Raw genomic sequence first — 22,052 nt, forward strand, 5'->3', positions numbered from 1 at the left:
TGACACACTGGAGGGCGTGCGCATCGACCTGCATACCCATTCGACCGCGTCCGACGGCACCGACACCCCGGCCGAGCTGGTACGGAACGCGGCGGCCGCCGGCCTCGACGTCGTCGCGATCACCGATCACGACACGACCGCGGGCTGGGCCGAGGCCGTGGCGGCGCGGCCCGACGGGCTGACCCTGATCCGCGGCATGGAGATGTCGTGCGTGGGTCTCGGTGAGGACGGCTGGCCCGTGCCGGTGCACCTGCTGGCCTACCTGTTCGATCCGTCCGATCGTGGTTTCGCCGATGAGCGTGAGCGGCTACGGGCCGAGCGGGTGGAGCGGCTGCGCGCGATGGCCGAGCGGATGGCCGCCGACGGACTGCCCGTCGACCCCGACGAGGTGCTGGCCTCGGCGGGTCCGTCGGCGGGACGGCCGCATCTGGCCAGGGCACTGGTCGCCGCGGGCGTGGTGCCGACCGTCGACGCCGCCTTTACCGATCTACTGGCCCCGCACGGGCGCTATTACGCCGAGAAGGCCGACACCCCGCTGCGCCGGGCGGTGGAGATGATCGCGGCCGCGGGCGGGGTCAGCGTGCTCGCGCACACCAGGGCGCGCAAGCGCGGCAGGTTGCTGGCGATCGACACTATTCGCGAACTGGCCGAACTCGGCCTCGGCGGTCTCGAGGTCGATCACCCGGACCACAGCGCGGCCGACCGCGCCCTGCTGACCGAACTGTCCGCCGAACTGGGGCTGCTCACCACCGGCTCCTCGGACTATCACGGCAGCAACAAGACCATCCGGCTCGGCGAGTTCACCACCGATCCCGCCCAGCTCGAGGTTCTGGTCGGGAAGGCGACCGGGGTGCCGGTGATCGGCTCGTGAAACTCGCGCGCGGAATCAGCGGCCTGATCGCCGCGGGCACCTTCGCGCTCGCCGTCGTGGTGGTCGCCGCGGCGATCATCGGTGCGCGACGGGGCTTTCCCGGACCGGGCGGTGAATCGGTGGCCTGGCATGTGGTGTCGGCGGCGATCGTCGTTGCGGCACAGGTGTATTCGGATCGGCATAGGGGTTTGGCCGCGTTTTCCGGATCGCTGGTCGTTTTCGCGACAGCCGGTGTGTTGCTGTGGACACAGTGGTGGAGCTGATAGTGCGGAATCGGTTGCGGGTGAGTGAAATGTGGCCGAATATTTGATCTCGTGAGTGAGTGGGAAACCGACGTTCTGATTCTCGGCGGTGGTCCCGCCGGAATCTGGGCGGCCCTCTCCGCCGCCGCGGCCGGTGCGCGCGTGATCCTCGCCGACAAGGCGCGCTGCGGTGCCGCCGGTCCGAGCGCCGTCGGCCTCACCTCGCTGTGGAATATCGCACCGGGCCCGGCCCGCGCCGAAACCGTGCGGCGCGTGCTCGGCCACGGCGGCTGGCTGGGCGATCCGGAAACCATTCACCGGGTACTCGCCGAAACCCATGAGCGCATCGCCCAGCTCGCCGACCGGGGACATCGATTCTCCGGCGGGCCGCTCCCGGGACGGATCTGGCTCGACGGCGCGCAGTATCTGCGCCGCTTGCGCCGGGCAGCGCTCGAAGCCGGTGTGCGCGTACTCGATCATCACCCGGCCACCCAGCTGCTGGTGGACAGCGAAGGAATCGTCTCCGGCGCAGCGGGTATGCAGCGGCACAACAAGTTTCGGCCCTGGACGGTACGCGCGTCGGCGGTGGTGGTCGCCACCGGCGGATGCGCGTTCGGGTCCGGACGCGCCGGAACCGACGTCGACACCGGCGACGGACTGCTGTTCGCCGTCGAAGCCGGGGTCGAACTGTCGGGAATGGAATTCTCCAGCGCCTACGGTCTCGCACCGGCCACGCCGGTGAGCGCCGCCGATCGCGGGATGGTTTTCGCCGAACTGCACGACGAGAACGGTGCCGTCATCGACGGCCATCGCGGCGCCGCCTTCGCCGCACTCGCCGAGGGGCGCCGGATCTACGGGATCCCCGCGGCGCTCTCACCCGGACAACGCCGCCGCCTGCGCCGCCACGGCACCGTCGACCCCGAGAAAGGCATCGCCCTGCGCGCGGTCCTGGAGGGCACCGTGCGCGGCACCGGCGGCCTGCACCTCTCCGGCCGCGACTGCGCCACCACCATCCCGGGACTGTTCGCGGCGGGCGACGTCACCAGCCGCGAAGCCGTCACCGGTGCGGTGAGCGGTTTCGGCGGCAGCTGGGCGATCGCCTCGGGCACCTGGTCGGGCGCCGGGGCCGCCCGGTTCGCCCGCGGACGGCCGGTGCCGGACCGGCTCGCGCTCACACCCGCCGGAACAGGGCAGGCAGCGGGCCTGAGCCCTGTGGCCCGGATCGACCCGCGCGCGGTGCTCGGCCTGGTGCAGGAGCACACCCTGCCGCTGCGGCGCAGCTACCGGCGCAGCGCCGGCAGCCTGCGCGACAGCATCGCCGAACTCGATGCCATGTGGCCCGGTGCCCTCTTCGACCTCGGCGGCGCCGGAGCCGAACGGCTGCGCGCCAGGGAAGCCGCGGCCATGCTCGCGGTCGCGCGCTGGACGAAATACAGTGCGCTGGCCAGGACCGAAAGCCGCGGCATCCACCGGCGCACCGACTTCCCCGAGACCGACGCCGGGTGGCGGGTGCGCTTGCGCTCGGGCGGCCTCGATACCGTCTGGGTGCGCACGACGGCACGCAATCCGATCGAGCAGACGACCGCACCGATACAGCCCGGGCAACCCCGGCGTCCGGCTCGGCCCGGACGCACCCGCCGGCGGATCACCGGATTCGATCCGGCCGCACCCGGCTCCAGCTGATGGCGCTACGGGGCCTCGAGCGGCGGGCCTCGACCGTATTTCTCACCGCGCGAGCGGCCGTGACATAGGACAGCTCACGGCATCGGTACCGGCCGGAGCGAGTTTCCGCTTACGTCGGGGTAATTCCGGCGGCATACCCTCGGATGATGGTGCACGATCACGACTGGACCCACCGGTTTGGCAAGTGGTCGGGCAGGCTGGCAGAATGTTGCGGATCCCCGACCCACGCCACCGCCGGGTACGGGAATCACGGTGATCACCGCCTCACGACGCACCGTCGTGTCCGGAGGATCGAACCGCATGATCTGTCCGGGCCCACCCGTCCGGCTTCCGCTCCACGGATCAGTGCCGCGCCACGTCGACAGGGCTGTCGAGAAGTCGAAACGTACCGGTCAGCGCACCCGATGAGCGATACGAAGCACCTAGTACCAAAAAACCCGACGGTAACCGTCCCCCGGTTGTGACCGATCCCAGCAGGAGTGAAATCGTGTCATCTGTGACTGACGCACCGAACGCCACTGCCAGCAAGAATGCCGCCGCCGACCTCGCGGCGATCACCCACGAGGAGATCTTCGCGGGCCACCTCGGCGGCAAGCTCTCGGTAGAGCTGAGTGCGCCCCTGGAAACCCAGCGCGACCTGTCGATCGCTTACACCCCCGGTGTCGCGCAGGTCAGCCGCGCCATCGCAGAGGACGAATCGCTCGCCAAGCGCTACACCTGGACCGACCGGCTGGTCGTCGTCGTCAGCGACGGCACCGCGGTGCTCGGCCTCGGTGACATCGGCCCGCGCGCGTCGCTGCCGGTGATGGAGGGCAAGGCCGCGCTGTTCAAGAAGTTCGCCGGGCTGGACTCGATTCCGATCGTGCTGGACACCAAGGACGTCGACGAGATCGTCGAGACCCTGATCCGGCTGCGTCCGAGCTTCGGCGCAGTCAACCTGGAAGACATCTCCGCGCCGCGCTGCTTCGAGATCGAAAAGCGCGTCATCGAGGCGCTCGACTGCCCCGTCATGCACGACGACCAGCACGGCACCGCCATCGTGGTGCTCGCCGCCCTCAACGGCGCGGCCAAGGTGCAGGGTCGCAGCACCTCCGGGCTGAAGGTCGTGGTGTCCGGTGCCGGCGCCGCGGGCGTGGCGTGCACCAACATCCTGCTCGCCGCGGGCGTCGCCGACGTCACCGTGCTCGACTCCAAGGGCATCGTCAGCCGGGACCGCACCGACCTCAACGACGTCAAGGCCGATCTGGCCCAGCGCACCAACCCGCGCGGCCTGACCGGCAGCGCCGCCGACGCGCTCACCGGCGCCGACGTCTTCCTCGGCCTGTCCGCGGGCAAGATCGGCGAAGACCTCATCGCCTCCATGGCACCGGAGTCGATCGTGTTCGCCATGTCCAACCCGGACCCGGAGATCCACCCCGAGGTCGCCGCGAAGTACGCCGCCATCGTGGCCACCGGCCGCAGCGACTTCCCGAATCAGATCAACAACGTGCTCGCCTTCCCCGGTGTCTTCAAGGGCGCCCTGGACGCGGGCGCCCGCCGGATCACCGAGGGCATGAAGATCGCCGCCGCCGACGCCATCCTCGCCGTCGTCTCCGACGAACTGGCCGTCGACAAGATCGTGCCGAGCCCGCTCGACCCGCGCGTCGCCCCGGCCGTCGCCGAGGCCGTCGCCGCCGCCGCGCGCGCGGAGGGCGTGGCGTAGCAGCATCCCGCAACAACAGCGAGGGCGCCTGTTCCGCACGGAACAGGCGCCCTCGCTGTTGACTTCGACCGTGCCTACAACGAGGCCGCGCCGCGGTTCGGGTCGCGCACGTCGATTCCGGCTTCCGCCCACGCATCTCGCAACGCCTGCGCACCACGCACGCGCACCCAGGCCGCTTCGGTGGCGGTGACGGGGACGACGTCGAGGTAGCGGACCGGCTCGGCCGGATCGGGCAGGGGGATGTCGGGGATGTCGCTGGGGCCGAGCAGAACCGCGGTGAACGGCGAGTTGGTCCACATCGGCTCGCCCAGGTCCAGCAGCGCATCCTCTTGCAGCACAACGCCTTCCACCGCGGGCGCGGCGGCGAGGACGCCGAGGGTGCGAGCCAGGCCGGACGCCGCGCCGAGGCCGGCGTGCAGGGTGAGGATCAGTTCCGCGCGTGGGCCTTTCACCGGATCGGCCAGCAGTTCGGACGGGTCGCCCATCGGATGACGGGAACCGCCGAGCGTGGCGTAGTGCACGAACTCGTCGCCGGGAACGATGCGCAGGATCTCGATCGGTTCGAGCCCGAGGAAGGTCACCGAGGCGGCGTCCACCGCGGACGCGTCGACGCCGAAATGTTTCAGCACGCCGGCGCGCACCGTGCTCACCACGTCCATGCGGTCAGATCGCCAACCGCGCGAGCATGTCCCTGGCCTGCTCGGCCGTCTTGGGATCGCACAGCACGTCGTAGCGGCCCGCGACCAACTGCATGGTGGACGCGAAATCGCGCTGGCCCTTGGTCGCCGCGTACGGGATGGAGGTGGAGATGACGCCGAAGATGATGCCGCCGACCAGACCGACCAGCAGCGGGCCGAGCGCCCCGCCGGTGGTGAACAGGCTCAGCAGCAGACCGAGGAACAGGCCCAGCCACGCACCCGAGACCACACCCCCGCCGATGACCTTGCCCCAATTCAAGCGGTAGAGCACCCGTTCGACCTGCATGAGGTCGACGCCGACGATCGTCACGTCCTGCACCGGGAACTGATTGTCGGCCAGATAGTCGACGGCGCGCTGCGCCTCGGCATAGGTCGGATACGACCCCACCGGCCAGCCCGACGGCGGCGTCGGCAGACCCTGCCTGCCGCGATTCGCGTTCCCCAAGGGATTCGTCATAGGTCCATTCTGCTATTCCATCGAGCCCCGCGCCGTGCTATATACCGCGCGTCACTTTTCCGGTGGGGTGAAACGGGTGGTGCGCGACATGCCCGCGGCCCGGCCCTTGTCGGCGATCACCTGCGCCATCTTGGCGCTGGCCTCATCGATCATCTCCTCGCCGAGCATGACGGCACCGCGCGCCCCACCCTCGGCGGAGGTGTGGAAGGCGTAGGCCTCCAGGATCAATTCGGCGCGGTCGTAATCGGCCTGACGCGGGCTGAAGATCTCGTTGCAGGCCTCGACCTGGCTCGGATGCAACACCCATTTGCCGTCGAAGCCGAGCGCCGCGGTGCGGGCGGCGGCGCGGCGGAATCCGTCGACGTCGCGCACCTGCAGGTACGGCCCGTCGATGGCCTGGAGGCCGTGGGCGCGCGCGGTGAGCAGGATCGTCATCAGGATGTGGTGGTAGGCGTCGCCGGTGTCGTAGCCCTCGGGCTGCTCCCCCACCACCAGGGTGCGCATATTGATGCTGGCCATGAAATCGGCCGGACCGAACACCAGGGCCTGCACGCGCGGGCTCGCGGTGGCGATCTCGTCGATATTGCGCAGCCCGAGCGCGTTCTCCAGCTGCGGTTCGATGCCGATCCGGCCCGGCTCGAGCCCGTTGGTCTGCTCCAGTTGGCTCAGCAGCAGATCCAGTGCCCGCACCTGGCCGGCGTCGGTCACCTTGGGCAGCAGGATCGCATCGATCGCGGTGCCCGCACCGTCGACCACGCTGATCACATCCTGATAGGTCCACGGCGTGGTCCAGTCGTTGACCCGCACCACCCGCAGCTGCGACCCCCACCCGGAATCATTCAGCGCGGCAATGATGTTGGCGCGGGCGGCGGCTTTGGCGGGCGGGGCGACGGCGTCTTCCAGATCGAGGAACACCTCGTCGACCGGCAGCCCCTTGGCCTTCTCGATCATCTTCGGGTTGCTGCCCGGCACAGCCAGAACGGAACGGCGTGGCTTCATCAACACTCCTGTCGTCGGCCGAATTCGGCCCGCAGTGTCATTAGTCTGGCAGTCATGGCAGCTACCAGGGTCTACGTCGCCAGGCTGGCCGGCCTGGCGGTGCTGGGACCGGACGGCGAGTCTATCGGCCGCATCCGCGACGTGGTCGTGGCAGTCCGCTACGACCGCCAACAGCCGCGGGTACACGGCCTGGTCGTCGAATTGCCGACCAGGCGGCGGATCTTCGTGCCGATGCTGCGGGTGACCTCGATCGAACCGGGCAACGTCACCCTCAATACCGGCACCGTCAGCCTGCGCCGCTTCGCCCAGCGGCCCGGCGAACTGCTGGCATTGGCGCAGATCGTGGATTCGGCGGTGCGCGTGCACGACCCGGACCTGCCCGAGCTGGCCGGCGTGGATGTGTTCGTGGTCGATCTCGGCCTGGAACAGACCAGGACCCGGGATTGGCGGGTATCCCGGGTCGCGGTGCGCGGGCACCGGCGGCTGGGCCGCAGGCGCACGGTGCACGTGGTGGACTGGGTGCACGTCAGCGGGCTGACGCCGTACGAGATCGGCAGGCCGGGCCAGGAGGTCACCAGTCTGCTCGAACAGTTCGAGGGATTGCGCGCCGCCGACGTCGCGCATCTGCTGCGGGAACTGCCCGAGAAACGCCGCCTCGAGGTCGCGGTGGCGCTCGACGACGAACGCCTCGCCGACGTCGTCCAGGAGCTACCCGATGACGATCAGGTCGATCTGCTCGGCCATCTCGAGGTGCGCCGGGCCGCCGACGTGCTCGAGGCGATGGACCCCGACGATGCCGCCGACCTGCTCGGCGAGTTGCCCGAGAACGAGGCCGAGTCGTTGCTGGCGCTGATGGACCCGGAGGAATCCGAGCCGGTGCGCAGGCTGCTGGCCCATTCCCCGGATACCGCGGGCGGCCTGATGACACCGCGCCCGGTGGTGCTGACCCCGGCCACGACGGTGGCCGAGGCGCTGGCCCGGGTGCGCAATCCGGATCTGACGCCGGCCCTGGCCTCGATGGTGTTCGTGGTCCGCCCGCCGACCTCCACCCCGACCGGCCGCTATATGGGCTGTGTCCATCTGCAACAGCTACTGCGCGAACCGCCGGCACACCTGGTCGGCGGCCTGCTCGACACGGATCTGGCCACGCTGCGGCCGCAGGCGCCGCTGGCCGCGGTCACCCGCTACTTCGCCACCTACAACCTGGTCTGCGGGCCGGTGGTGGACGAGGAGGATCATCTGCTCGGCGCCGTCACCGTCGACGACGTCCTCGATCACCTGCTGCCGGAGGACTGGCGCGAAGACGAGGAGCTACACGAAGGGGTGACCGGCCGTGACTGACAAGACTCCCGCTGGACGCGTCCTGAGCCCGGCACGACAGCGGCTGGAGACACCGGTCGGGTCGCGATTCCGGTTCGACTGGGATGCCGAGGCGCTGGCCCGCACCAGCGAGCGGATCGCACGGTTCCTCGGCACCGGCCGCTATCTGGCCATCCAGACGGTGATCGTGATCGTCTGGATCCTGCTGAACGTCTTCGTGGTGACGCTGCGCTGGGACCCGTACCCGTTCATCCTGCTCAATCTGGCCTTCTCCACCCAGGCCGCCTATGCCGCGCCGCTGATCCTGCTGGCGCAGAACCGGCAGGACAATCGCGACCGGGTCTCGCTCGAGGAAGACCGGATGCGGGCCGCGCAGACCAAGGCCGATACCGAATTCCTGGCCCGCGAGCTGGCCGCGCTGCGCCTGGCCGTCGGCGAGGTCGCAACGCGGGACTACTTGCGCCGGGAACTCGACGAGATGCGGGATGTGCTGGACCGACTCGCCGAGGCCACTCTGCCGGAGCACGAATCTCGCTCAGACAAGACCGGAAAGGTCACGCGCAAGAAAAGCTCCGGTAGAAAGCCGGGAACGGCCCCGGTTTCACCACCCCCTTCCGATGATTGACCGGAAATACGCAACACTCTTCTGACCGATGGGTAACCTGGATCACGTTGTCCAGAGCGAGCCGGCCCGGATGTCCGGGACGGTCGCCTCCCGCGACGTAGAGGATTGGTGCGGCCGAATGCGAATATCTGCCCCGATAACCGTCTCGGCACTCGTCGTCGCCGGCTTGGTCGCTACCGGATCCGCCACCCATACCACCACCTCCACCACCCCGCCGAAAGCACCGGAAGCCCTGCTCGCGGCATCCTCGCGCAATACCGACACGGTCGGCGACGACACGTCCTCGAAGCTGTCCCAGACGATCGGGCTGCTCCCCGTGGCGCCCGAGCCACCTCGCAAGCTGCGCGCGATGACCCCGCCCGCCGACGGGGCACCGCCGCCCTTCGGTGGCACGGTCCCACTTCAGAGCATCTCGCTGCCCATCGGCGGCGGCACCCTCGGCATCCCCGAGGTGGTGCTCGCCGCCTACCGCAATGCCGAACTGGCCCTGGAGTCGTCGATGCCCGGTTGCGGGCTGTCCTGGAATCTGCTCGCCGGCATCGGCCGGATCGAATCCGGCCACGCGGGCAACGGCCGCACCGACGCCGCGGGCACCTCGGTGACGCCCATCTTCGGCCCGGCGCTGGACGGCACCCTGCCCGGCAACGAGATCATCAAGGCCGCCGACGGCGGCTACGTGCGTGCCATCGGCCCGATGCAGTTCCTGCCGGGCACCTGGAGCCTGTATGCCGCCGACGGCAACGGTGACGGCGTGTCGGACCCGCACAACGTCTTCGACGCCACCCTGGCCGCGGGCAAATACCTCTGCTCCGGCGGGTTGAACCTGCGCGATCCGGCCCAGGAACTACGCGCGGTCCTGCGCTACAACAACTCGATGTCGTATGCGGCCAACGTGCTGAGCTGGTCGGCGGCCTACCGCACCGGCGGCACCCCGGCCCCGGTCACCATCTCCCCCGAACTGATCCCGCCGGGCAGCGCGCCGATCGAGATGGGTCCGGACATGACCGCCGTCGACACCACAACGGCGACCACCACTCCCGAAGCTCCGCCGCCGGGAACCCAGACCGTCCCGCCCACCACACCGCAGGGCGAGCCGATGATCATCATTCCCGGCCTGCCGCCCATCCCGTGCGGCATCTTCTGCCCGCCGCCTCCGCCGCCGGCCCCCGGCCAGGTGGTTCCCGCGCCGATGCCCAAGCCCGGCGCGCCCGCCGAACCGGCGCCTGCCGCACCGCCTGCCGATCCGGCCCAGCCAGGTCAGCCAGGTCAGCCCGCGCCCGCCCAGCAGGCGCCGGGCGATCCGGCTCAGCCCGCGCCGGCGGATCCGAACGCGCAGCCTCCCGTCCAACCGTCCACGACCCCGGAGGCGGGTCCGCCGCCCGCTCCCACCGCCACGCCGACACCGCAGCCGGCGGTGACGCTGCCGTTCGGCATCGTGGTCCCACTTCCCGCTCCCCCGCAGTGATTTCAAACGGAAACACAGATCACGAAGCAGTAACAAAAAGGTCTCGGATGCTGTAGCCTTCCTTCGTAGGTCACGAAGGGCTCACGGCTGGGACAACGGCTCGTAACGGAGTCGGCGCCTCGACCGTGGGCTCGGCTCATTGAGTCGATGGAGGGTCACAGCACCGTGGGGCGTCACCGCAAACAACCGCCGCCTACCGTTCGGCGAAGCTCCGTACTCGCATTGACCGGGCTCGTTCCCGCCGGATTGGTCGCCGTCAACACCGCATCGGCCGTCGGCACCGATCCCACCGCCGCCTCGATCCAGGCGCACCTCCCCGGCGAGGAGGGCGCCGACGCCACCGCGAGCTTCGCGGCCGACGCGCAGACCGTCGTCGACCTGGAAAGCCTCACCCACGCGATGGCCAAGCAGTCGCGCGCGGTCCCGCCGACGGTGAAAACCGTTGCGCTGCCCGAAGATCGGGTACCCGCCGACCTACCCGCCGCGCAGATGGGCATCCCCGGCATCGCGCACGCCGCCTACGTGGCCGCCGAACAGGCCCTCGCCGTCGAGAACCCCACCTGCCATATGCCGTGGACGGTGCTCGCGGGCATCGGCCGCGTCGAATCGACCCACATCTACAACGGCAAGGCCGACGCCGACGGCAACGCCCTCGACCCGGTCTACGGCCCCGTACTCGACGGCAGCCTCGCGGGCAACAACGTCATCCACGACTCCGACGGCGGCGCCCTCGACGGCCTCGACGGCTACGACCGCGCCGTCGGCCCCATGCAGTTCCTGCCCGAGACCTGGACCCACTACGCCGCCGACGGCAACGGCGACGGCATCGCCGACCCGCAGAACTACTACGACGCCACCTTGACGGCGGGCAAATACCTCTGTGACGGCGGCCTGGACATGCGCGATCTGGCCCAGCAGTCCAAGGCGATCCTGCGCTACAACAACTCCATGGCCTACGTCGCCAACGTCATGGCATGGGCCAATTCCTACGGCACCGGCATCGCACCACAGCCCGCACAGCTGCCCCGTATCTGAGACGCCTAAAATCGGCGGCATGCCAGTGGTAACGGAAGCGGACGTGCGGGGCGCCCTCGCAAAGGTCGACGACCCGGAAATTCGCAAACCGATCACCGAACTGGGCATGGTGAAAAGCGTCAGCATCGGCGCCGACAGCGATGTCCATATCGAGGTCTACCTGACGACGGCGGGCTGCCCGCTGCGCACCGAGATCACCCAGCGGGTGACCAAGGCGGTCGCCGACGTGCCCGGCGTCGGCGCGGTCACCGTCGACCTGGATGTGATGAACGATGAGCAGCGCACCGAACTGCGCAAGCAGTTGCGCGGCGACTCCGCCGAACCGGTCATCCCCTTCGCCCAGCCCGGCTCGCTGACCCGGGTGTACGCGGTGGCCTCCGGTAAGGGCGGGGTCGGAAAGTCCAGTGTCACCGTCAATCTCGCCGCCGCCATGGCCGCGCGCGGGCTCTCCGTCGGTGTGCTCGACGCCGACATCTACGGCCACTCCATTCCGCGCATGCTCGGCACCGACGCCCGGCCCACCCAGGTCGAGCGGATGATCATGCCGCCCATCGCGCACGACGTGAAGATGATCTCCATCGCCCAGTTCACCCAGGGCAATACGCCGGTGGTGTGGCGCGGCCCGATGCTGCACCGCGCGCTGCAGCAGTTCCTGGCCGACGTGTTCTGGGGCGATCTGGACGTGCTGCTGCTCGATCTGCCGCCCGGCACCGGCGACGTGGCGATCTCGATCGCCCAGCTGATCCCGAACGCCGAGATCCTGGTCGTCACCACCCCGCAGCCGGCCGCCGCCGAGGTGGCCGAGCGCGCGGGCGCGATCGCCTTGCAGACCCGTCAGCGGATCGCGGGCGTGGTGGAGAACATGTCCTGGCTGGATCTGCCCGACGGCACCCGGATGGACCTCTACGGCTCCGGCGGCGGCCAGGCGGTGGCCGAGCGCCTCACCCGCGCCGTCGGCGCCGACGTGCCGCTGCTCGGCCAGATCCCGATCGAGCAGTCGCTGCGCGAGGCGGGCGACGAAGGCACCCCGATCGTGCTGCGCGATCCGGAGAACCCGGCCGCGGTGGCGCTGCGCGAGGTCGCCGACAAGCTCGCGGTGCGCAGGCGCGGACTGGCGGGTATGTCGCTGGGCATCGACACCACACGCCACCTGTAGGAGACCAGCCGTGGCGTCGTATCGAATCCGACAGTGACAACTGATTTCGCACCGACATGGGTAACTCGCCGGGTACGGGCTAACCCAGCCACTCAGCGACCGCCGGCCGCCGACGCCGCTGGTGCCGCGCCTGAGTCCGGCCAAAAAACGCGGAGAGGCGGAACAGCCTGTCGGTCCCACCCCATAAGCTCAACCCATGCTCACGCTGCTGTTGTATGTGCTGATCGTCGGGTTGGTGGCCGCGGTGCTGTTCCTGCTCGCGGGGGCGGTCTTCGGGCGGTCGGAGGAGCTGGGGCCGCTACCGGAGGGCACCACCGCGACGGTGCTGCCGGTCGAGGGGATTTCCGGCGCCGACGTGCGATCGCTGCGGTTCCAGCAGGTGCTGCGCGGCTACAAGGCCGGTGAGGTGGATTGGGCGCTGGCCCGGCTCGCCGCCCGGATCGACGAACTCCAGGGGCAGCTGGCCCAGGCGCGCGCCGAGGCCGCCGGTGGGCACGCGGGGGCGTCCGCACAGCCCGGCCCGGTCCAGCCGCCCGTCGGCCCGGACCCGCGATGACGGCCGTCGAGCCGGTCCGCTGTCCGTGGTCGCTGGAATCGCAGCTCTACCGCGACTACCACGACACCGAGTGGGGCCGTCCGCTGCACGGTGACGACGCGATGTTCGAACGGCTGTGCCTCGAGGCCTTCCAATCGGGTCTGGCCTGGATCACCATCCTGCGCAAACGCCCGGCGTTCCGGGCCGCCTTCGCGGGGTTCGCCATCGAGAAGGTGGCCCGTTTCGACGACACCGACCGCGAACGCCTGCTCGCCGACGCCGGCATCGTGCGCAACCGCGCCAAGATCGACGCGGCCATCGCCAATGCCAAGGTGGCGCGCGACCTCGATACCAGCCTGAGTGAGCTGATCTGGTCGTTCGCTCCGCCCCCGCGCCCGCGTCCGCGCACCCTGGCCGACGTGCCCGCCGTCACACCCGAATCCACCGCTCTGGCAAAGGAATTGAAGCGTCGCGGATTCAGATTCGTCGGCCCGACCACGGCCTACGCACTCATGCAGGCGACCGGCCTGGTCGACGATCACCTGGCCGATTGCTGGGTCGGCGGCGACCCGGCCTAGACCTACCGAGCGGTCACATTTCGAACTCAGGTATCCGTCCGCTCCGGCGATAAGGAAGAATAGACCGAGTGCAGCTCGCCACATGCCGGCGAGCTGCCCAGTTGGCGACAACTGGAGTTCCAAGCAAGTGCGCAGCACACCGCGCAGATCTGGAGGGAGCAGAGGATGGCGGCCATGAAGCCCCGCACCGGGGACGGTCCCCTCGAGGCAACCAAGGAAGGGCGTGGGATCGTCATGCGGGTTCCACTCGAGGGTGGCGGGCGTCTGGTCGTAGAGCTCACGCCGGATGAAGCCGCAGCGCTCGGTGACGAACTGAAGAGTGTCACCAGCTAGTCACCCGACTACGCACTCGGCACTGACGCTGGTGACGAGTGCGCTGGCCTGCCCGGAATGTCAGGCCGGATTGGCGATGTCGGAGCGGTCGCTGCGCTGCGGCGCAGGGCACAGCTTCGATATCGCCAAGCAGGGCTATATCACCCTGTTGACCGGTGCCTCGACCAAGATGACCGGCGATAGCGCGGACATGCTCGACGCCAGAGCGGCTTTCCAGGGCGGCGGGCATTTCGCGCCCATCGCCGATGCCACCGTCGCGGCCGTCGCCGGGGACGGGCCCGCCGCGCACCCCGGCGCGTCCGCGCTCGTACTGGAGATCGGCGCGGGCACCGGCTACTACCTGGCCCGGGTACTCGACGCGCTGCCGCATGCGCTCGGCATCGCACTCGACGTGGCCAAACCCGCCGGACGACGCAGCGCCCGAGCCCATCCACGGGCCGCGGCGGTGGTCGCCGACGCCTGGCGCGGACTGCCGCTGGGTGAGGGCACCGTCGACGCCGCGCTGTCGGTGTTCGCCCCGCGCAATCCCGGCGAGGCGGCGCGGGTGCTGCACCCGGACGGCAGATTCGTCGTCGTCACCCCCACCGACCGGCATCTGGCCGAGCTGATCGAACCGCTCGGCATGGTGAGCGTCGACCCGGACAAGCAGGATCGGCTCACCGCCACCATGTCCGGGCATTTCGCGCTGTGTGCCCGCGATGCGGTCGAGTACCCGATGAAGCTCTCGCGCGCCGACATCGCGCACGTGGTCGCCATGGGTCCGTCGGCTCATCACACCGATGCCGTCGAGTCCCGTCTCGCGGCGCTGCCGGACACCATGGAGGTCACCGCCTCGGTGCTGGTGGACACCTATCGGCCCACCGCGACCTGACCGCTCAGGGTTTGCGGACGTGGTCGTAGACCTCGAGGGTCTGCGCGGCGATCCGCGACCAATCGAATTCGGCCACCGCCCTGGCCCGGCCGGCCGCCCCGTATTCGGCCGCGAGTACCGGATCGGCGGCCAGCTCGTTCACCGCCTCGGCCAGGCCTCGCTCGTAGTCGCCGGGCGCTGCCGGGTCGTAGTGCAGCAGCCGTCCGGTGTTGCGGTCGGCGACCACCTCGGGGATGCCGCCCACATCGGAGGCGACGACGGCGGTGCCACAGGCCATGGCCTCCAGGTTCACGATGCCGAGCGGCTCGTACACCGACGGGCAGACGAAGACCGTCGCGGCGGCGAGCACCTGCCGGATCTGCTCGGTGGGCAACATGTCCTGCACCCAGAACACATTGCCGCGGCGACGGCTCAACTCGTCCACCGCTGCGGCGACCTCGGCGGCCAGCTCCGGCGTATCGGCGGCACCGGCGCACAACACCACCTGGATCTCCGGATCGAAATCGCGGGCGGCGGCCAGCAGATGCGCGACGCCCTTCTGCCGGGTGATCCGCCCGACGAAGGCCGCGATCGGCCGGTCCGTGCGCACCCCCAGCTCCCACAGGAAGGGGTCGGCGCCCGGCTCGGGTGGGCCGGGACGCCAGACCGAGGCGTCGATGCCGTTGTGCACCACATGCACCCGCGCGGGATCCACGGCCGGGTAGGCGTCGAGCACATCGCGGCGCATGCCCGCGCTGACGGCGATGATGGCGTCGGCGTGTTCGACGGCATTGCGTTCCGACCACGACGACAGCCGGTAGCCGCCGCCGAGCTGCTCGGCCTTCCACGGCCGCCGCGGTTCCAGCGAATGCGCGGTCAGCACGTGCGGAATGCCGTACAGGGCCGACGACAGATGCCCGGCCAGGCCGGTGTACCAGGTGTGCGAATGCACCACGTCGACCGCGCCGGTGGCGTCGGCCATCCGCAACTGGGCCGACATCATCTGGATGGCCGGATTGGCGGCGTAGAGGTGGGTGTCGGGCTGATGCACCACCGCGTCGTCGCGCGGGACGCCCATGCAGTGCACGGTGACGTCGGCGAGGGCGCGCAGCTCGGCCACCAGCTCGGTGACGTGCACGCCCGCACCGCCGTAGACCTCCGGCGGGTATTCGCGGGTCAGCATGGCGACCCGCAGCCGATCGGCCGGCCCCGTCATCGCCGCCGCGTGCGCGAAACTCACGGATTCAACGTAGACGCTCGGCCCGGCCCGGGCCACTCGCACGCCGCCCCACCTCCCGGCGTGAGGTTCGGTAGTTTGACAGTGTGAGGAGCCAGCCGCACGTACTCGGAATCGTGCTCGCCGGTGGCGAGGGCAAGCGACTCTTTCCACTCACCGCCGACCGCGCCAAGCCGGCGGTCCCGTTCGGCGGTGCCTACCGCCTCATCGACTTCGTCCTCAGCAACCTCGTCAACGCCGGATATCTGCGGCTGTGCGTGCTCACCCAGTACAAATCGCATTCGCTGGACCGGCATATCTCGCAGACCTGGCGGCTGTCGGGTTTCGCGGGCGAATACATCACGCCGGTGCCCGCGCAGCAGCGGCTGGGACCGCGCTGGTACACCGGCAGCGCCGACGCGATCATGCAGTCGCTGAACCTGATCTACGACGAGGACCCCGATTACATCGTGGTTTTCGGCGCCGACCACGTCTACCGGATGGACCCCGAGCAGATGGTGGCCCATCACATCGAGTCCGGCGCCGGGGTGACGGTGGCCGGTATCCGGGTGCCGCGCAGCCAGGCCAGTGCCTTCGGCTGTATCGATTCCGACGAGTCCGGGCGCATCACCCAGTTCCTGGAAAAGCCCGCCCATCCACCCGGCACCCCGGACGATCCGAATTCGACCTTCGCGTCGATGGGAAATTACGTGTTCACCACCAGGGTGCTGGTCGATTCGATCCGCGCCGATGCCGACAATTCCGATTCCGACCACGATATGGGCGGCGACATCATCCCGAAGCTGGTCGCCGCCGGTCAGGCCGCCGTCTACGATTTCGCCGACAACGACGTCCCCGGCGCCACCGACCGCGACCGCGGCTACTGGCGCGATGTCGGCACCATCGACGCCTTCTACGAGGCGCATATGGACCTGGTGTCGGTGCATCCGGTGTTCAACCTCTACAACAAGCACTGGCCGATCCGCGGCGCCGCGGAGAATCTGCCGCCCGCCAAGTTCGCCCAGGGCGGGCTGGCGCAGGAATCCATCGTCGGCGCCGGCTCCATCCTGTCCGCCGCCACAGTGCGCAATTCGGTGCTCAGTGCCAATGTGGTGGTCGACGACGGCGCCACCGTCGAGGGCAGCGTGCTGATGCCCGGGGTCCGCATCGGCAAGGGCGCGGTGGTGCGGCGCGCGATCCTGGACAAGAACGTGGTGGTCTCCGAGGGCGAGATCATCGGCGTCGATCTCGACCGCGACCGCGACCGCTTCGCCATCAGCAACGGCGGCGTCGTCACCGTCGGCAAGGGCACCTGGGTCTGACCCCGGGCAGTGGCCCCCTGGCGTCGTTTCCAGGGGGCCACTGCTGCCGGTTCAGCGCAGGTCGCGCCCGCGCCAGCCGACCAGACCCAGGGCCAGCAGAACCACCGCCATCAGGGTCACCACCAGCACCGGGGTCGCGGTGAACTCCGATCCCGGCACCTTCGGGGCATGGCTGAACGGTTCGAGATCGCGCAGCCATTGGGGTGCGCCCGACACCGAGCCCAGCAGGAAGACCGCGATCGCCGCCGTCAGCACACCCCACGCCACCGGCGTCCAGCGCGGCGCGAGCCCGAACAGGGCAACGGTGATCGCGACGAACAACCAGATCGCGGGCAGCTGCACCAGCGCGGCGGCCAGCACACCGGGCAACTTGCCGCCGATATCGTCGGCCGCCAGGCCGTATACCAGCCCGCCGAGCAGGCCCGCGGTCAGCATGGCCAGCACCGGGCCGCCGAGCGCGAACAGCAGATGCGACAGCGCCCACCGGACCCGGCCGACGGCGCCGGTGACGACGGTTTCGGCGTGCCCGCTGGTCTCCTCACCGAACATGCGCAGCGTCGCCGAGATGGCGTAGGCCGAGCCCGCGACACCGAGCATGGTGAACGCGTAGGTGACCATGGAGTCCTCGAGCGATTCGGTGCCGCCCATCCGGGTGATCAGATCGCGAATGGTCTCGTTGGAGCCGAGTTCGTCGCCGATGCCGTGCACCACGCTGCCGATCAGCAGCCCGTACAGGCCCAAGCCGATCGTCCAGGCCAGCAAGGTGCCTCGTTGCAGGCGCCAGGCCAGCCCCAGCGGACCGGACAGCCCGGCACCGGCAGCGGGCGGGCCGAGCCGTTCGGCGATCAGCCCCGCACCCACGTCGCGGCGCATCAGCAGCAGATAGGCCGCGCCGACGCACACCAGCACGGTCACCAGGTGCAGCGCAAGGACCCACCAGCGGTCCCCGGCGAAGGCCCGCACCTGCAACGACCAGCCCTGCGGCGAGAGCCAGGTCAACGGGCTCACCGGCCCGTTCCCGGCCTGGGCGTCGCCCACCGCGCGCAACGTGTAGGCGAGCGCCAGCACACCGAACGCGATGCCGCGCGCCAGCCGGGCGCTGGTGGACAGCTGCGCGGCGACCGCGGCCACCGCCGCGAACACCATGCCGGAGCCGGCCAGCGCCGCCCCGAACGCCAGCGATCCGCCGGCCGGGACGTCGGTGGCGGCCAGGCTCAGCGCGCCGATCACGCCGGTGGCCAGCGCGCCGCCGAGTCCGAGCACCAGCGCCGCGGTGAGACCGGCGAAGCGCCCCACCGAGGTGGAGGCGACCAGCTCCGTACGCCCGGTCTCCTCCTCGGCCCTGGTGTGCCGGATGACGGTGAGGATGGTCGCCACCGCGACCAGGGTGAAGAACATCCCCGCTTTCCAGATGCCGACCGCGCCGATGCTGGTGTTGTAGATCGGCCCGTACATGGCCAGCTGCGAGGGGCTGGCCAGGATGGAGTCGGCGAAGGAGGCGCGGTCGGCCTCGGTCGGATAGACGGTTTCGATACTCGCGACGTAGACGCTGCCCAATGGCACCGACAGCAGTAATACCCAGGCGGGCAACACGATTCGGTCGCGGCGCAGCGCCAGGAGGAGCATCCGGCCGGTGCCGGCGAAACCGGACGCGGTGCGGTAGCGGGTGGCGGCGCGATGCTCGCCTGTCCTCGGAAGCGTTGCGGTGGTCATTTGCGCACCTGCACCAGCTCGGAGCCGGACGCGGCGTCATCGGATGCTGCGTCTTCGCCGTTGACCGAATAGTGCCGCATGAACAGCTCTTCCAGCGTCGGCGGCTGGCTCACCAGACTGCGCACCCCGGTATCGCCGAGGATGCGGATCAGTTCACCCAGATGCTCGCTGTCCACCTGGCAGCGCAGCGTGCGGTCGTCCAGCTGCACATCTTCCACACCCGGCAGCGCACTGAGATCGCCTGGGTCACCGGTCAATTCGGCGGTGATGGAGGTGCGGCTAAGGTGCCGCATCGAGTCCAGCGTTCCGCTCTCCACGGTGCGGCCGGAACGGATGATGGTCACCCGCTCACACAGCACCTCTACTTCCGACAGGATGTGGCTCGACAGCAGGACCGTGACACCGCGTTCGGCCGCCTCCGCCACACAGTCACGGAACACCTGCTCCATCAACGGATCCAGGCCCGAGGTCGGTTCATCGAGTAGCAGCAGTTCCGCATTCGACGAAAACGCCGACACCAGTGCGACTTTCTGCCGGTTGCCCTTCGAATAGGTGCGGGCCTTCTTACGCGGATCGAGTTCGAAGCGCTCGATCAGCTCCGCCCGTCGCGCGGGATCGATGCCGCCGCGCATCCGGGCCAGCAGATCGATGGTCTCACCGCCCGACAGTGACGGCCACAGCGTGACATCGCCTGGCACATAAGCGATCCGGCGATGCAGCTCGACCGCGTCCACCCACGGGTCGCGACGCAGTAGCCGCACTTCGCCGGAGGTGCGCGCCAGCACACCGAGCAGAATGCGGATGGTGGTGGATTTGCCCGCACCGTTGGGGCCGAGGAAGCCGTGCACCTCGCCCTGGTTCACGTCCAGGTCAAGGCCGTCGAGGGCGCGGACCTGACCGAAGTGTTTGTGCAGATCCCGGACGTGGATTGCCGATGTCATGGGAACTCCTTCTGCGGAGATCTAGGTATCTGGACTCGGTTGATCGAGAAGGGCGTCGAGCATCATCGGGCTGGTCAGCAGCCCGTTGGTGAACAGCTCGACACCGGGGAGAAGCATCTGGTCGGCGTAGGCGCGCAAGGCCTTGCCGAAATCGAGTGGGCCGTCGTGCTCGGCGGCATACAGTTGCAGGAACAGCATCAGGCCGCCGCCGTTGTTCAATGCCAGATAGCGAGCCGTGGCGCGCAGATCGCGCGGTGCGCGGATCGTGCCCGCAGCGATGCCCGCGCGCAGATACTGCTCGACATCGGACACCATGTGCTCGAACAACGTGCCCGCCAGTGCGCCGCCCGCTTGAAAACTGCGCACGATATAGGCGATGACCGGTGCGAAGCTCTCGATCTCGGCGAGCTGGCCGAGGATGTTCGACGGCGACGGATGCTCGACCGAATCCAGCTTGGAATCGCGGATGACCTTGCGTACGTAATCGTCACATTCCTCGCGCAACCCGTCTTTCGACCCGAAATGGTGATTGACGAGGCCCGGCGAGACGCCGGCGGCGGTGGCGATGGCGCGGACTCCGACGTTGAACCCCTGCTCACCGAAGACGGTGATGGCGGCGTCGCGGATGCGCGCACGAGTGCTCAGATCCGGGGCGGATCCTTCCGGTACGGCTGATCGGTTAAACACATGTTCAATATACTAAACACTCGTTCAACCGGTCGTCAATGGGTCAGCCGCGGGAAGCGCAGAGCAGCCCGTCACCCACCGGAATCAACACGCTGGTCAGGTTCGGATCCTCCGCGATGGCCCTGGTCGCCGCGCGCACGGCCTGCGTGGCGGCGTCACGTTGCGCGGGATCGGGCACCCGGCCGCCCAACAGCGCGTTGTGCAGCAGGATCGCGCCGCCGTCACGTAACAACCGCACCCCTTCGGCGACGTACTGCGGATGCTCGATCGGCGCGGCATCGATGAACACCAGGTCATAGGCGCCGTCGGCCAGGCGCGGGAGCACATCCAGGGCGCGGCCGTTGATCAGCCGGGTGCGCGCGAGCGGAATATCGGCGGCGCGGAACGCCTCTTTGGCCGCACGCTGGTGCTCCGGCTCGGAATCGATCGTGGTCAGCGTGCCGTCCTCGCGCATGCCGTCCAGCAGCCACAGGCCACTGATCCCCGCGCCGGTCCCCACCTCGACGACGGCGCGCGCGCCGAGCATCTGGGCGTACATGCTCAGCAACGCACCCACCGACGGAGCCACCGGGGCGGCGCCCAGCTCGGTGGCCCGTTCACGGGCGCTGACGAGGATCTCGTCCTCCACGACGGATTCCTCCACGTAGGCGAGATTTCGCTCCAGATTCGATGCCACGCCCATGAGGCTATGCCAAACCGTGACCAGCGGGCCGAAACATTCTCAGGTGTCCCTCAGGATCTCCATACACAGGCCATATCGCGACAGGAAAGAGTAGGCAGCACGCAAGACCAGCCGACCGGCAGGCATCAGAGCCAGAGCACCGGGTCGGGAACAACCGGGCACCTTCTATCGGTTGTACCCGACAGCGACGGTCCGTGGACCCGGACCGCTGCTCGAACTCCGACGCCTCGGTCCCGAGTAGGAGGTATTTCCCATCCACATGGTCGATGCGGCGCGCGAGTACGCCACCCTGCCCGAGCTGCCGATGCAGCGTGAAATCACCGCACTGGAACTCGCCGAGGTGGCCGAGGACGAACTGACCGGCACCGCGGCCTTCGATGCCACCGGTGACCGTTCGGTCATGCCCACCTGGGACGAGCTGGTCCGCGAACACGCCGACCGGGTCTACCGGCTGGCCTACCGTCTCTCCGGCGACGCCCAGGACGCCGAGGATCTCACCCAGGAGACCTTCATCCGGGTCTTCCGCTCACTGTCGAACTATCAACCGGGCACCTTCGAGGGCTGGCTGCACCGCATCACCACCAACCTGTTCCTCGACATGGTCCGCCGCCGCAGCCGCATCCGGATGGAAGCGCTGCCCGAGGACTACGACCGGGTGCCCGCCCAGGGCCCTGGACCCGAGCAGGTCTACCACGACGCCCGCCTCGACCCCGACCTGCAATCGGCGCTGGACGCGCTGGCGCCGGAGTTCCGCGCCGCGGTCGTGCTGTGCGATATCGAGGGGCTGTCCTACGAGGAGATCGGCGCCACGCTCGGGGTGAAACTGGGCACCGTCCGCAGCCGGATCCATCGCGGCCGTCAGGCACTGCGCGAGCACCTTGCGCATAATGGAACTCAGGACCGGTTCGCCGACGCGGCGACCAAGTCCTGAACCAGCAAGAA

At 69.3% G+C, this 22,052-nt stretch carries 23 protein-coding genes; 15 read left to right on the forward strand and 8 right to left on the reverse strand.

What is annotated here, in order from left to right; all coding sequences use genetic code 11:
- The first annotated feature begins 16 nt into the window (after nucleotides 1-16).
- The 4 genes from FEK34_RS19555 (at nucleotide 17) to FEK34_RS19570 (ending at nucleotide 4,498) form a co-directional block, all read left to right on the forward strand.
- On the forward strand, nucleotides 17-871 hold the full coding sequence (locus FEK34_RS19555; protein WP_138449578.1) for a PHP domain-containing protein: 855 nt from the start codon (nucleotides 17-19) through the stop codon (nucleotides 869-871).
- Nucleotides 868-1,134, forward strand: a complete 267-nt coding sequence (locus tag FEK34_RS19560; RefSeq protein WP_138449580.1) for a hypothetical protein — start codon at nucleotides 868-870, stop codon at nucleotides 1,132-1,134. The genes FEK34_RS19555 and FEK34_RS19560 overlap by 4 nt, the downstream gene beginning before the upstream one ends.
- A gap of 51 nt (nucleotides 1,135-1,185) precedes the next feature.
- Nucleotides 1,186-2,796, forward strand: coding sequence for an FAD-binding protein (locus tag FEK34_RS19565; protein ID WP_249359398.1), 1,611 nt, complete (start codon nucleotides 1,186-1,188; stop codon nucleotides 2,794-2,796).
- 487 nt (nucleotides 2,797-3,283) lie between these two features.
- A complete protein-coding gene (locus tag FEK34_RS19570; RefSeq protein ID WP_432760969.1) occupies nucleotides 3,284-4,498 on the forward strand; it encodes an NAD(P)-dependent malic enzyme in 1,215 nt (404 codons plus the stop codon).
- A 74-nt stretch (nucleotides 4,499-4,572) separates the two neighbouring features.
- Here the strand turns inward: FEK34_RS19570 and FEK34_RS19575 are convergent, their stop codons facing one another.
- From FEK34_RS19575 to FEK34_RS19585, 3 genes are read right to left on the reverse strand one after another with little or no spacing between them, the layout of a single operon-like run.
- The gene (locus tag FEK34_RS19575) at nucleotides 4,573-5,157 is read right to left on the reverse strand and encodes a suppressor of fused domain protein (RefSeq protein WP_171048287.1); all 585 of its coding nucleotides are present in this window, start codon (nucleotides 5,155-5,157) and stop codon (nucleotides 4,573-4,575) included.
- A gap of 4 nt (nucleotides 5,158-5,161) precedes the next feature.
- Nucleotides 5,162-5,653 (reverse strand): general stress protein, encoded by a 492-nt coding sequence (locus FEK34_RS19580; RefSeq protein ID WP_014352664.1) that lies wholly within the window; start codon nucleotides 5,651-5,653, stop codon nucleotides 5,162-5,164.
- A 51-nt stretch (nucleotides 5,654-5,704) separates the two neighbouring features.
- Nucleotides 5,705-6,652, reverse strand: coding sequence for an HpcH/HpaI aldolase/citrate lyase family protein (locus FEK34_RS19585; RefSeq protein ID WP_138449581.1), 948 nt, complete (start codon nucleotides 6,650-6,652; stop codon nucleotides 5,705-5,707).
- Between the two features lie 54 nt (nucleotides 6,653-6,706).
- On the opposite strand from FEK34_RS19585, the gene FEK34_RS19590 reads away from it, so the two are divergent.
- The 9 genes from FEK34_RS19590 (at nucleotide 6,707) to FEK34_RS19630 (ending at nucleotide 14,570) form a co-directional block, all read left to right on the forward strand.
- Nucleotides 6,707-7,993: a magnesium transporter MgtE N-terminal domain-containing protein gene (locus FEK34_RS19590; RefSeq protein WP_138449583.1), complete on the forward strand. Its 1,287-nt coding sequence runs from the start codon at nucleotides 6,707-6,709 to the stop codon at nucleotides 7,991-7,993.
- Nucleotides 7,986-8,597 (forward strand): DUF1003 domain-containing protein, encoded by a 612-nt coding sequence (locus FEK34_RS19595; RefSeq protein ID WP_171048288.1) that lies wholly within the window; start codon nucleotides 7,986-7,988, stop codon nucleotides 8,595-8,597. The genes FEK34_RS19590 and FEK34_RS19595 overlap by 8 nt, the downstream gene beginning before the upstream one ends.
- Nucleotides 8,598-8,715: 118 nt before the next feature.
- Entirely contained in the window at nucleotides 8,716-10,062 is a 1,347-nt protein-coding gene (locus FEK34_RS19600; RefSeq protein WP_138449585.1) for a lytic transglycosylase domain-containing protein, read from the forward strand.
- A gap of 165 nt (nucleotides 10,063-10,227) precedes the next feature.
- Nucleotides 10,228-11,097 carry a lytic transglycosylase domain-containing protein gene (locus FEK34_RS19605; RefSeq protein ID WP_138449908.1) on the forward strand — a complete coding sequence of 290 codons (870 nt, stop codon included), beginning with the start codon at nucleotides 10,228-10,230 and terminating at the stop codon, nucleotides 11,095-11,097.
- Nucleotides 11,098-11,116: 19 nt separating this feature from the next.
- Complete coding sequence (locus FEK34_RS19610) at nucleotides 11,117-12,253, forward strand: Mrp/NBP35 family ATP-binding protein (protein WP_138449588.1); 1,137 nt, start codon at nucleotides 11,117-11,119, stop codon at nucleotides 12,251-12,253.
- A 196-nt stretch (nucleotides 12,254-12,449) separates the two neighbouring features.
- Nucleotides 12,450-12,809 carry a DivIVA domain-containing protein gene (locus FEK34_RS19615; RefSeq protein ID WP_138449590.1) on the forward strand — a complete coding sequence of 120 codons (360 nt, stop codon included), beginning with the start codon at nucleotides 12,450-12,452 and terminating at the stop codon, nucleotides 12,807-12,809.
- Complete coding sequence (locus tag FEK34_RS19620; protein WP_138449592.1) at nucleotides 12,806-13,366, forward strand: DNA-3-methyladenine glycosylase I; 561 nt, start codon at nucleotides 12,806-12,808, stop codon at nucleotides 13,364-13,366. Before FEK34_RS19615 ends, FEK34_RS19620 begins: the two co-directional genes overlap by 4 nt.
- Nucleotides 13,367-13,531: 165 nt before the next feature.
- Complete coding sequence (locus FEK34_RS19625; RefSeq protein WP_011211259.1) at nucleotides 13,532-13,699, forward strand: DUF3117 domain-containing protein; 168 nt, start codon at nucleotides 13,532-13,534, stop codon at nucleotides 13,697-13,699.
- Nucleotides 13,700-13,730: 31 nt separating this feature from the next.
- On the forward strand, nucleotides 13,731-14,570 hold the full coding sequence (locus FEK34_RS19630; RefSeq protein ID WP_138449594.1) for a putative RNA methyltransferase: 840 nt from the start codon (nucleotides 13,731-13,733) through the stop codon (nucleotides 14,568-14,570).
- A 4-nt stretch (nucleotides 14,571-14,574) separates the two neighbouring features.
- On the opposite strand, the gene glgA is transcribed toward FEK34_RS19630, so the two are convergent.
- On the reverse strand, nucleotides 14,575-15,744 hold the full coding sequence (glgA, locus tag FEK34_RS19635) for a glycogen synthase (protein WP_138449912.1): 1,170 nt from the start codon (nucleotides 15,742-15,744) through the stop codon (nucleotides 14,575-14,577).
- A gap of 128 nt (nucleotides 15,745-15,872) precedes the next feature.
- On the opposite strand from glgA, the gene glgC reads away from it, so the two are divergent.
- A complete protein-coding gene (gene glgC, locus FEK34_RS19640; protein ID WP_138449596.1) occupies nucleotides 15,873-17,087 on the forward strand; it encodes a glucose-1-phosphate adenylyltransferase in 1,215 nt (404 codons plus the stop codon).
- 51 nt (nucleotides 17,088-17,138) lie between these two features.
- On the opposite strand, the gene FEK34_RS19645 is transcribed toward glgC, so the two are convergent.
- The 4 genes from FEK34_RS19645 to FEK34_RS19660 are packed head-to-tail and all read right to left on the reverse strand — an operon-like array spanning nucleotide 17,139 to nucleotide 21,110.
- A complete protein-coding gene (locus tag FEK34_RS19645; RefSeq protein ID WP_138449598.1) occupies nucleotides 17,139-18,800 on the reverse strand; it encodes an ABC transporter permease in 1,662 nt (553 codons plus the stop codon).
- On the reverse strand, nucleotides 18,797-19,741 hold the full coding sequence (locus FEK34_RS19650) for an ABC transporter ATP-binding protein (RefSeq protein WP_138449600.1): 945 nt from the start codon (nucleotides 19,739-19,741) through the stop codon (nucleotides 18,797-18,799). Before FEK34_RS19650 ends, FEK34_RS19645 begins: the two co-directional genes overlap by 4 nt.
- A gap of 21 nt (nucleotides 19,742-19,762) precedes the next feature.
- On the reverse strand, nucleotides 19,763-20,428 hold the full coding sequence (locus FEK34_RS19655; protein ID WP_138449603.1) for a TetR/AcrR family transcriptional regulator: 666 nt from the start codon (nucleotides 20,426-20,428) through the stop codon (nucleotides 19,763-19,765).
- 43 nt (nucleotides 20,429-20,471) lie between these two features.
- On the reverse strand, nucleotides 20,472-21,110 hold the full coding sequence (locus tag FEK34_RS19660; protein ID WP_138449605.1) for an O-methyltransferase: 639 nt from the start codon (nucleotides 21,108-21,110) through the stop codon (nucleotides 20,472-20,474).
- A 304-nt stretch (nucleotides 21,111-21,414) separates the two neighbouring features.
- On the opposite strand from FEK34_RS19660, the gene sigE reads away from it, so the two are divergent.
- Nucleotides 21,415-22,041, forward strand: coding sequence for an RNA polymerase sigma factor SigE (sigE, locus tag FEK34_RS19665; protein WP_138449914.1), 627 nt, complete (start codon nucleotides 21,415-21,417; stop codon nucleotides 22,039-22,041).
- Nucleotides 22,042-22,052 lie beyond the last annotated feature (11 nt).

Origin of the sequence: Nocardia cyriacigeorgica, from assembly GCF_005863245.1 — a bacterium.
Lineage (GTDB): Bacteria > Actinomycetota > Actinomycetes > Mycobacteriales > Mycobacteriaceae > Nocardia > Nocardia cyriacigeorgica_C.

Coding starts and splice junctions, on each gene's coding strand:
- FEK34_RS19615 (WP_138449590.1), top strand. CDS start 12,450: ATGCTCACGCTGCTGTTGTATGTGCTGATCGTCGGGTTGGTGGCCGCG.
- FEK34_RS19600 (WP_138449585.1), top strand. CDS start 8,716: ATGCGAATATCTGCCCCGATAACCGTCTCGGCACTCGTCGTCGCCGGC.
- sigE (WP_138449914.1), top strand. CDS start 21,415: ATGCAGCGTGAAATCACCGCACTGGAACTCGCCGAGGTGGCCGAGGAC.
- FEK34_RS19620 (WP_138449592.1), top strand. CDS start 12,806: ATGACGGCCGTCGAGCCGGTCCGCTGTCCGTGGTCGCTGGAATCGCAG.
- FEK34_RS19645 (WP_138449598.1), bottom strand. CDS start 18,800: ATGACCACCGCAACGCTTCCGAGGACAGGCGAGCATCGCGCCGCCACC.
- FEK34_RS19580 (WP_014352664.1), bottom strand. CDS start 5,653: ATGACGAATCCCTTGGGGAACGCGAATCGCGGCAGGCAGGGTCTGCCG.
- FEK34_RS19585 (WP_138449581.1), bottom strand. CDS start 6,652: ATGAAGCCACGCCGTTCCGTTCTGGCTGTGCCGGGCAGCAACCCGAAG.
- FEK34_RS19575 (WP_171048287.1), bottom strand. CDS start 5,157: ATGGACGTGGTGAGCACGGTGCGCGCCGGCGTGCTGAAACATTTCGGC.
- FEK34_RS19650 (WP_138449600.1), bottom strand. CDS start 19,741: ATGACATCGGCAATCCACGTCCGGGATCTGCACAAACACTTCGGTCAG.
- FEK34_RS19625 (WP_011211259.1), top strand. CDS start 13,532: ATGGCGGCCATGAAGCCCCGCACCGGGGACGGTCCCCTCGAGGCAACC.
- FEK34_RS19590 (WP_138449583.1), top strand. CDS start 6,707: ATGGCAGCTACCAGGGTCTACGTCGCCAGGCTGGCCGGCCTGGCGGTG.
- FEK34_RS19610 (WP_138449588.1), top strand. CDS start 11,117: ATGCCAGTGGTAACGGAAGCGGACGTGCGGGGCGCCCTCGCAAAGGTC.
- FEK34_RS19660 (WP_138449605.1), bottom strand. CDS start 21,110: ATGGGCGTGGCATCGAATCTGGAGCGAAATCTCGCCTACGTGGAGGAA.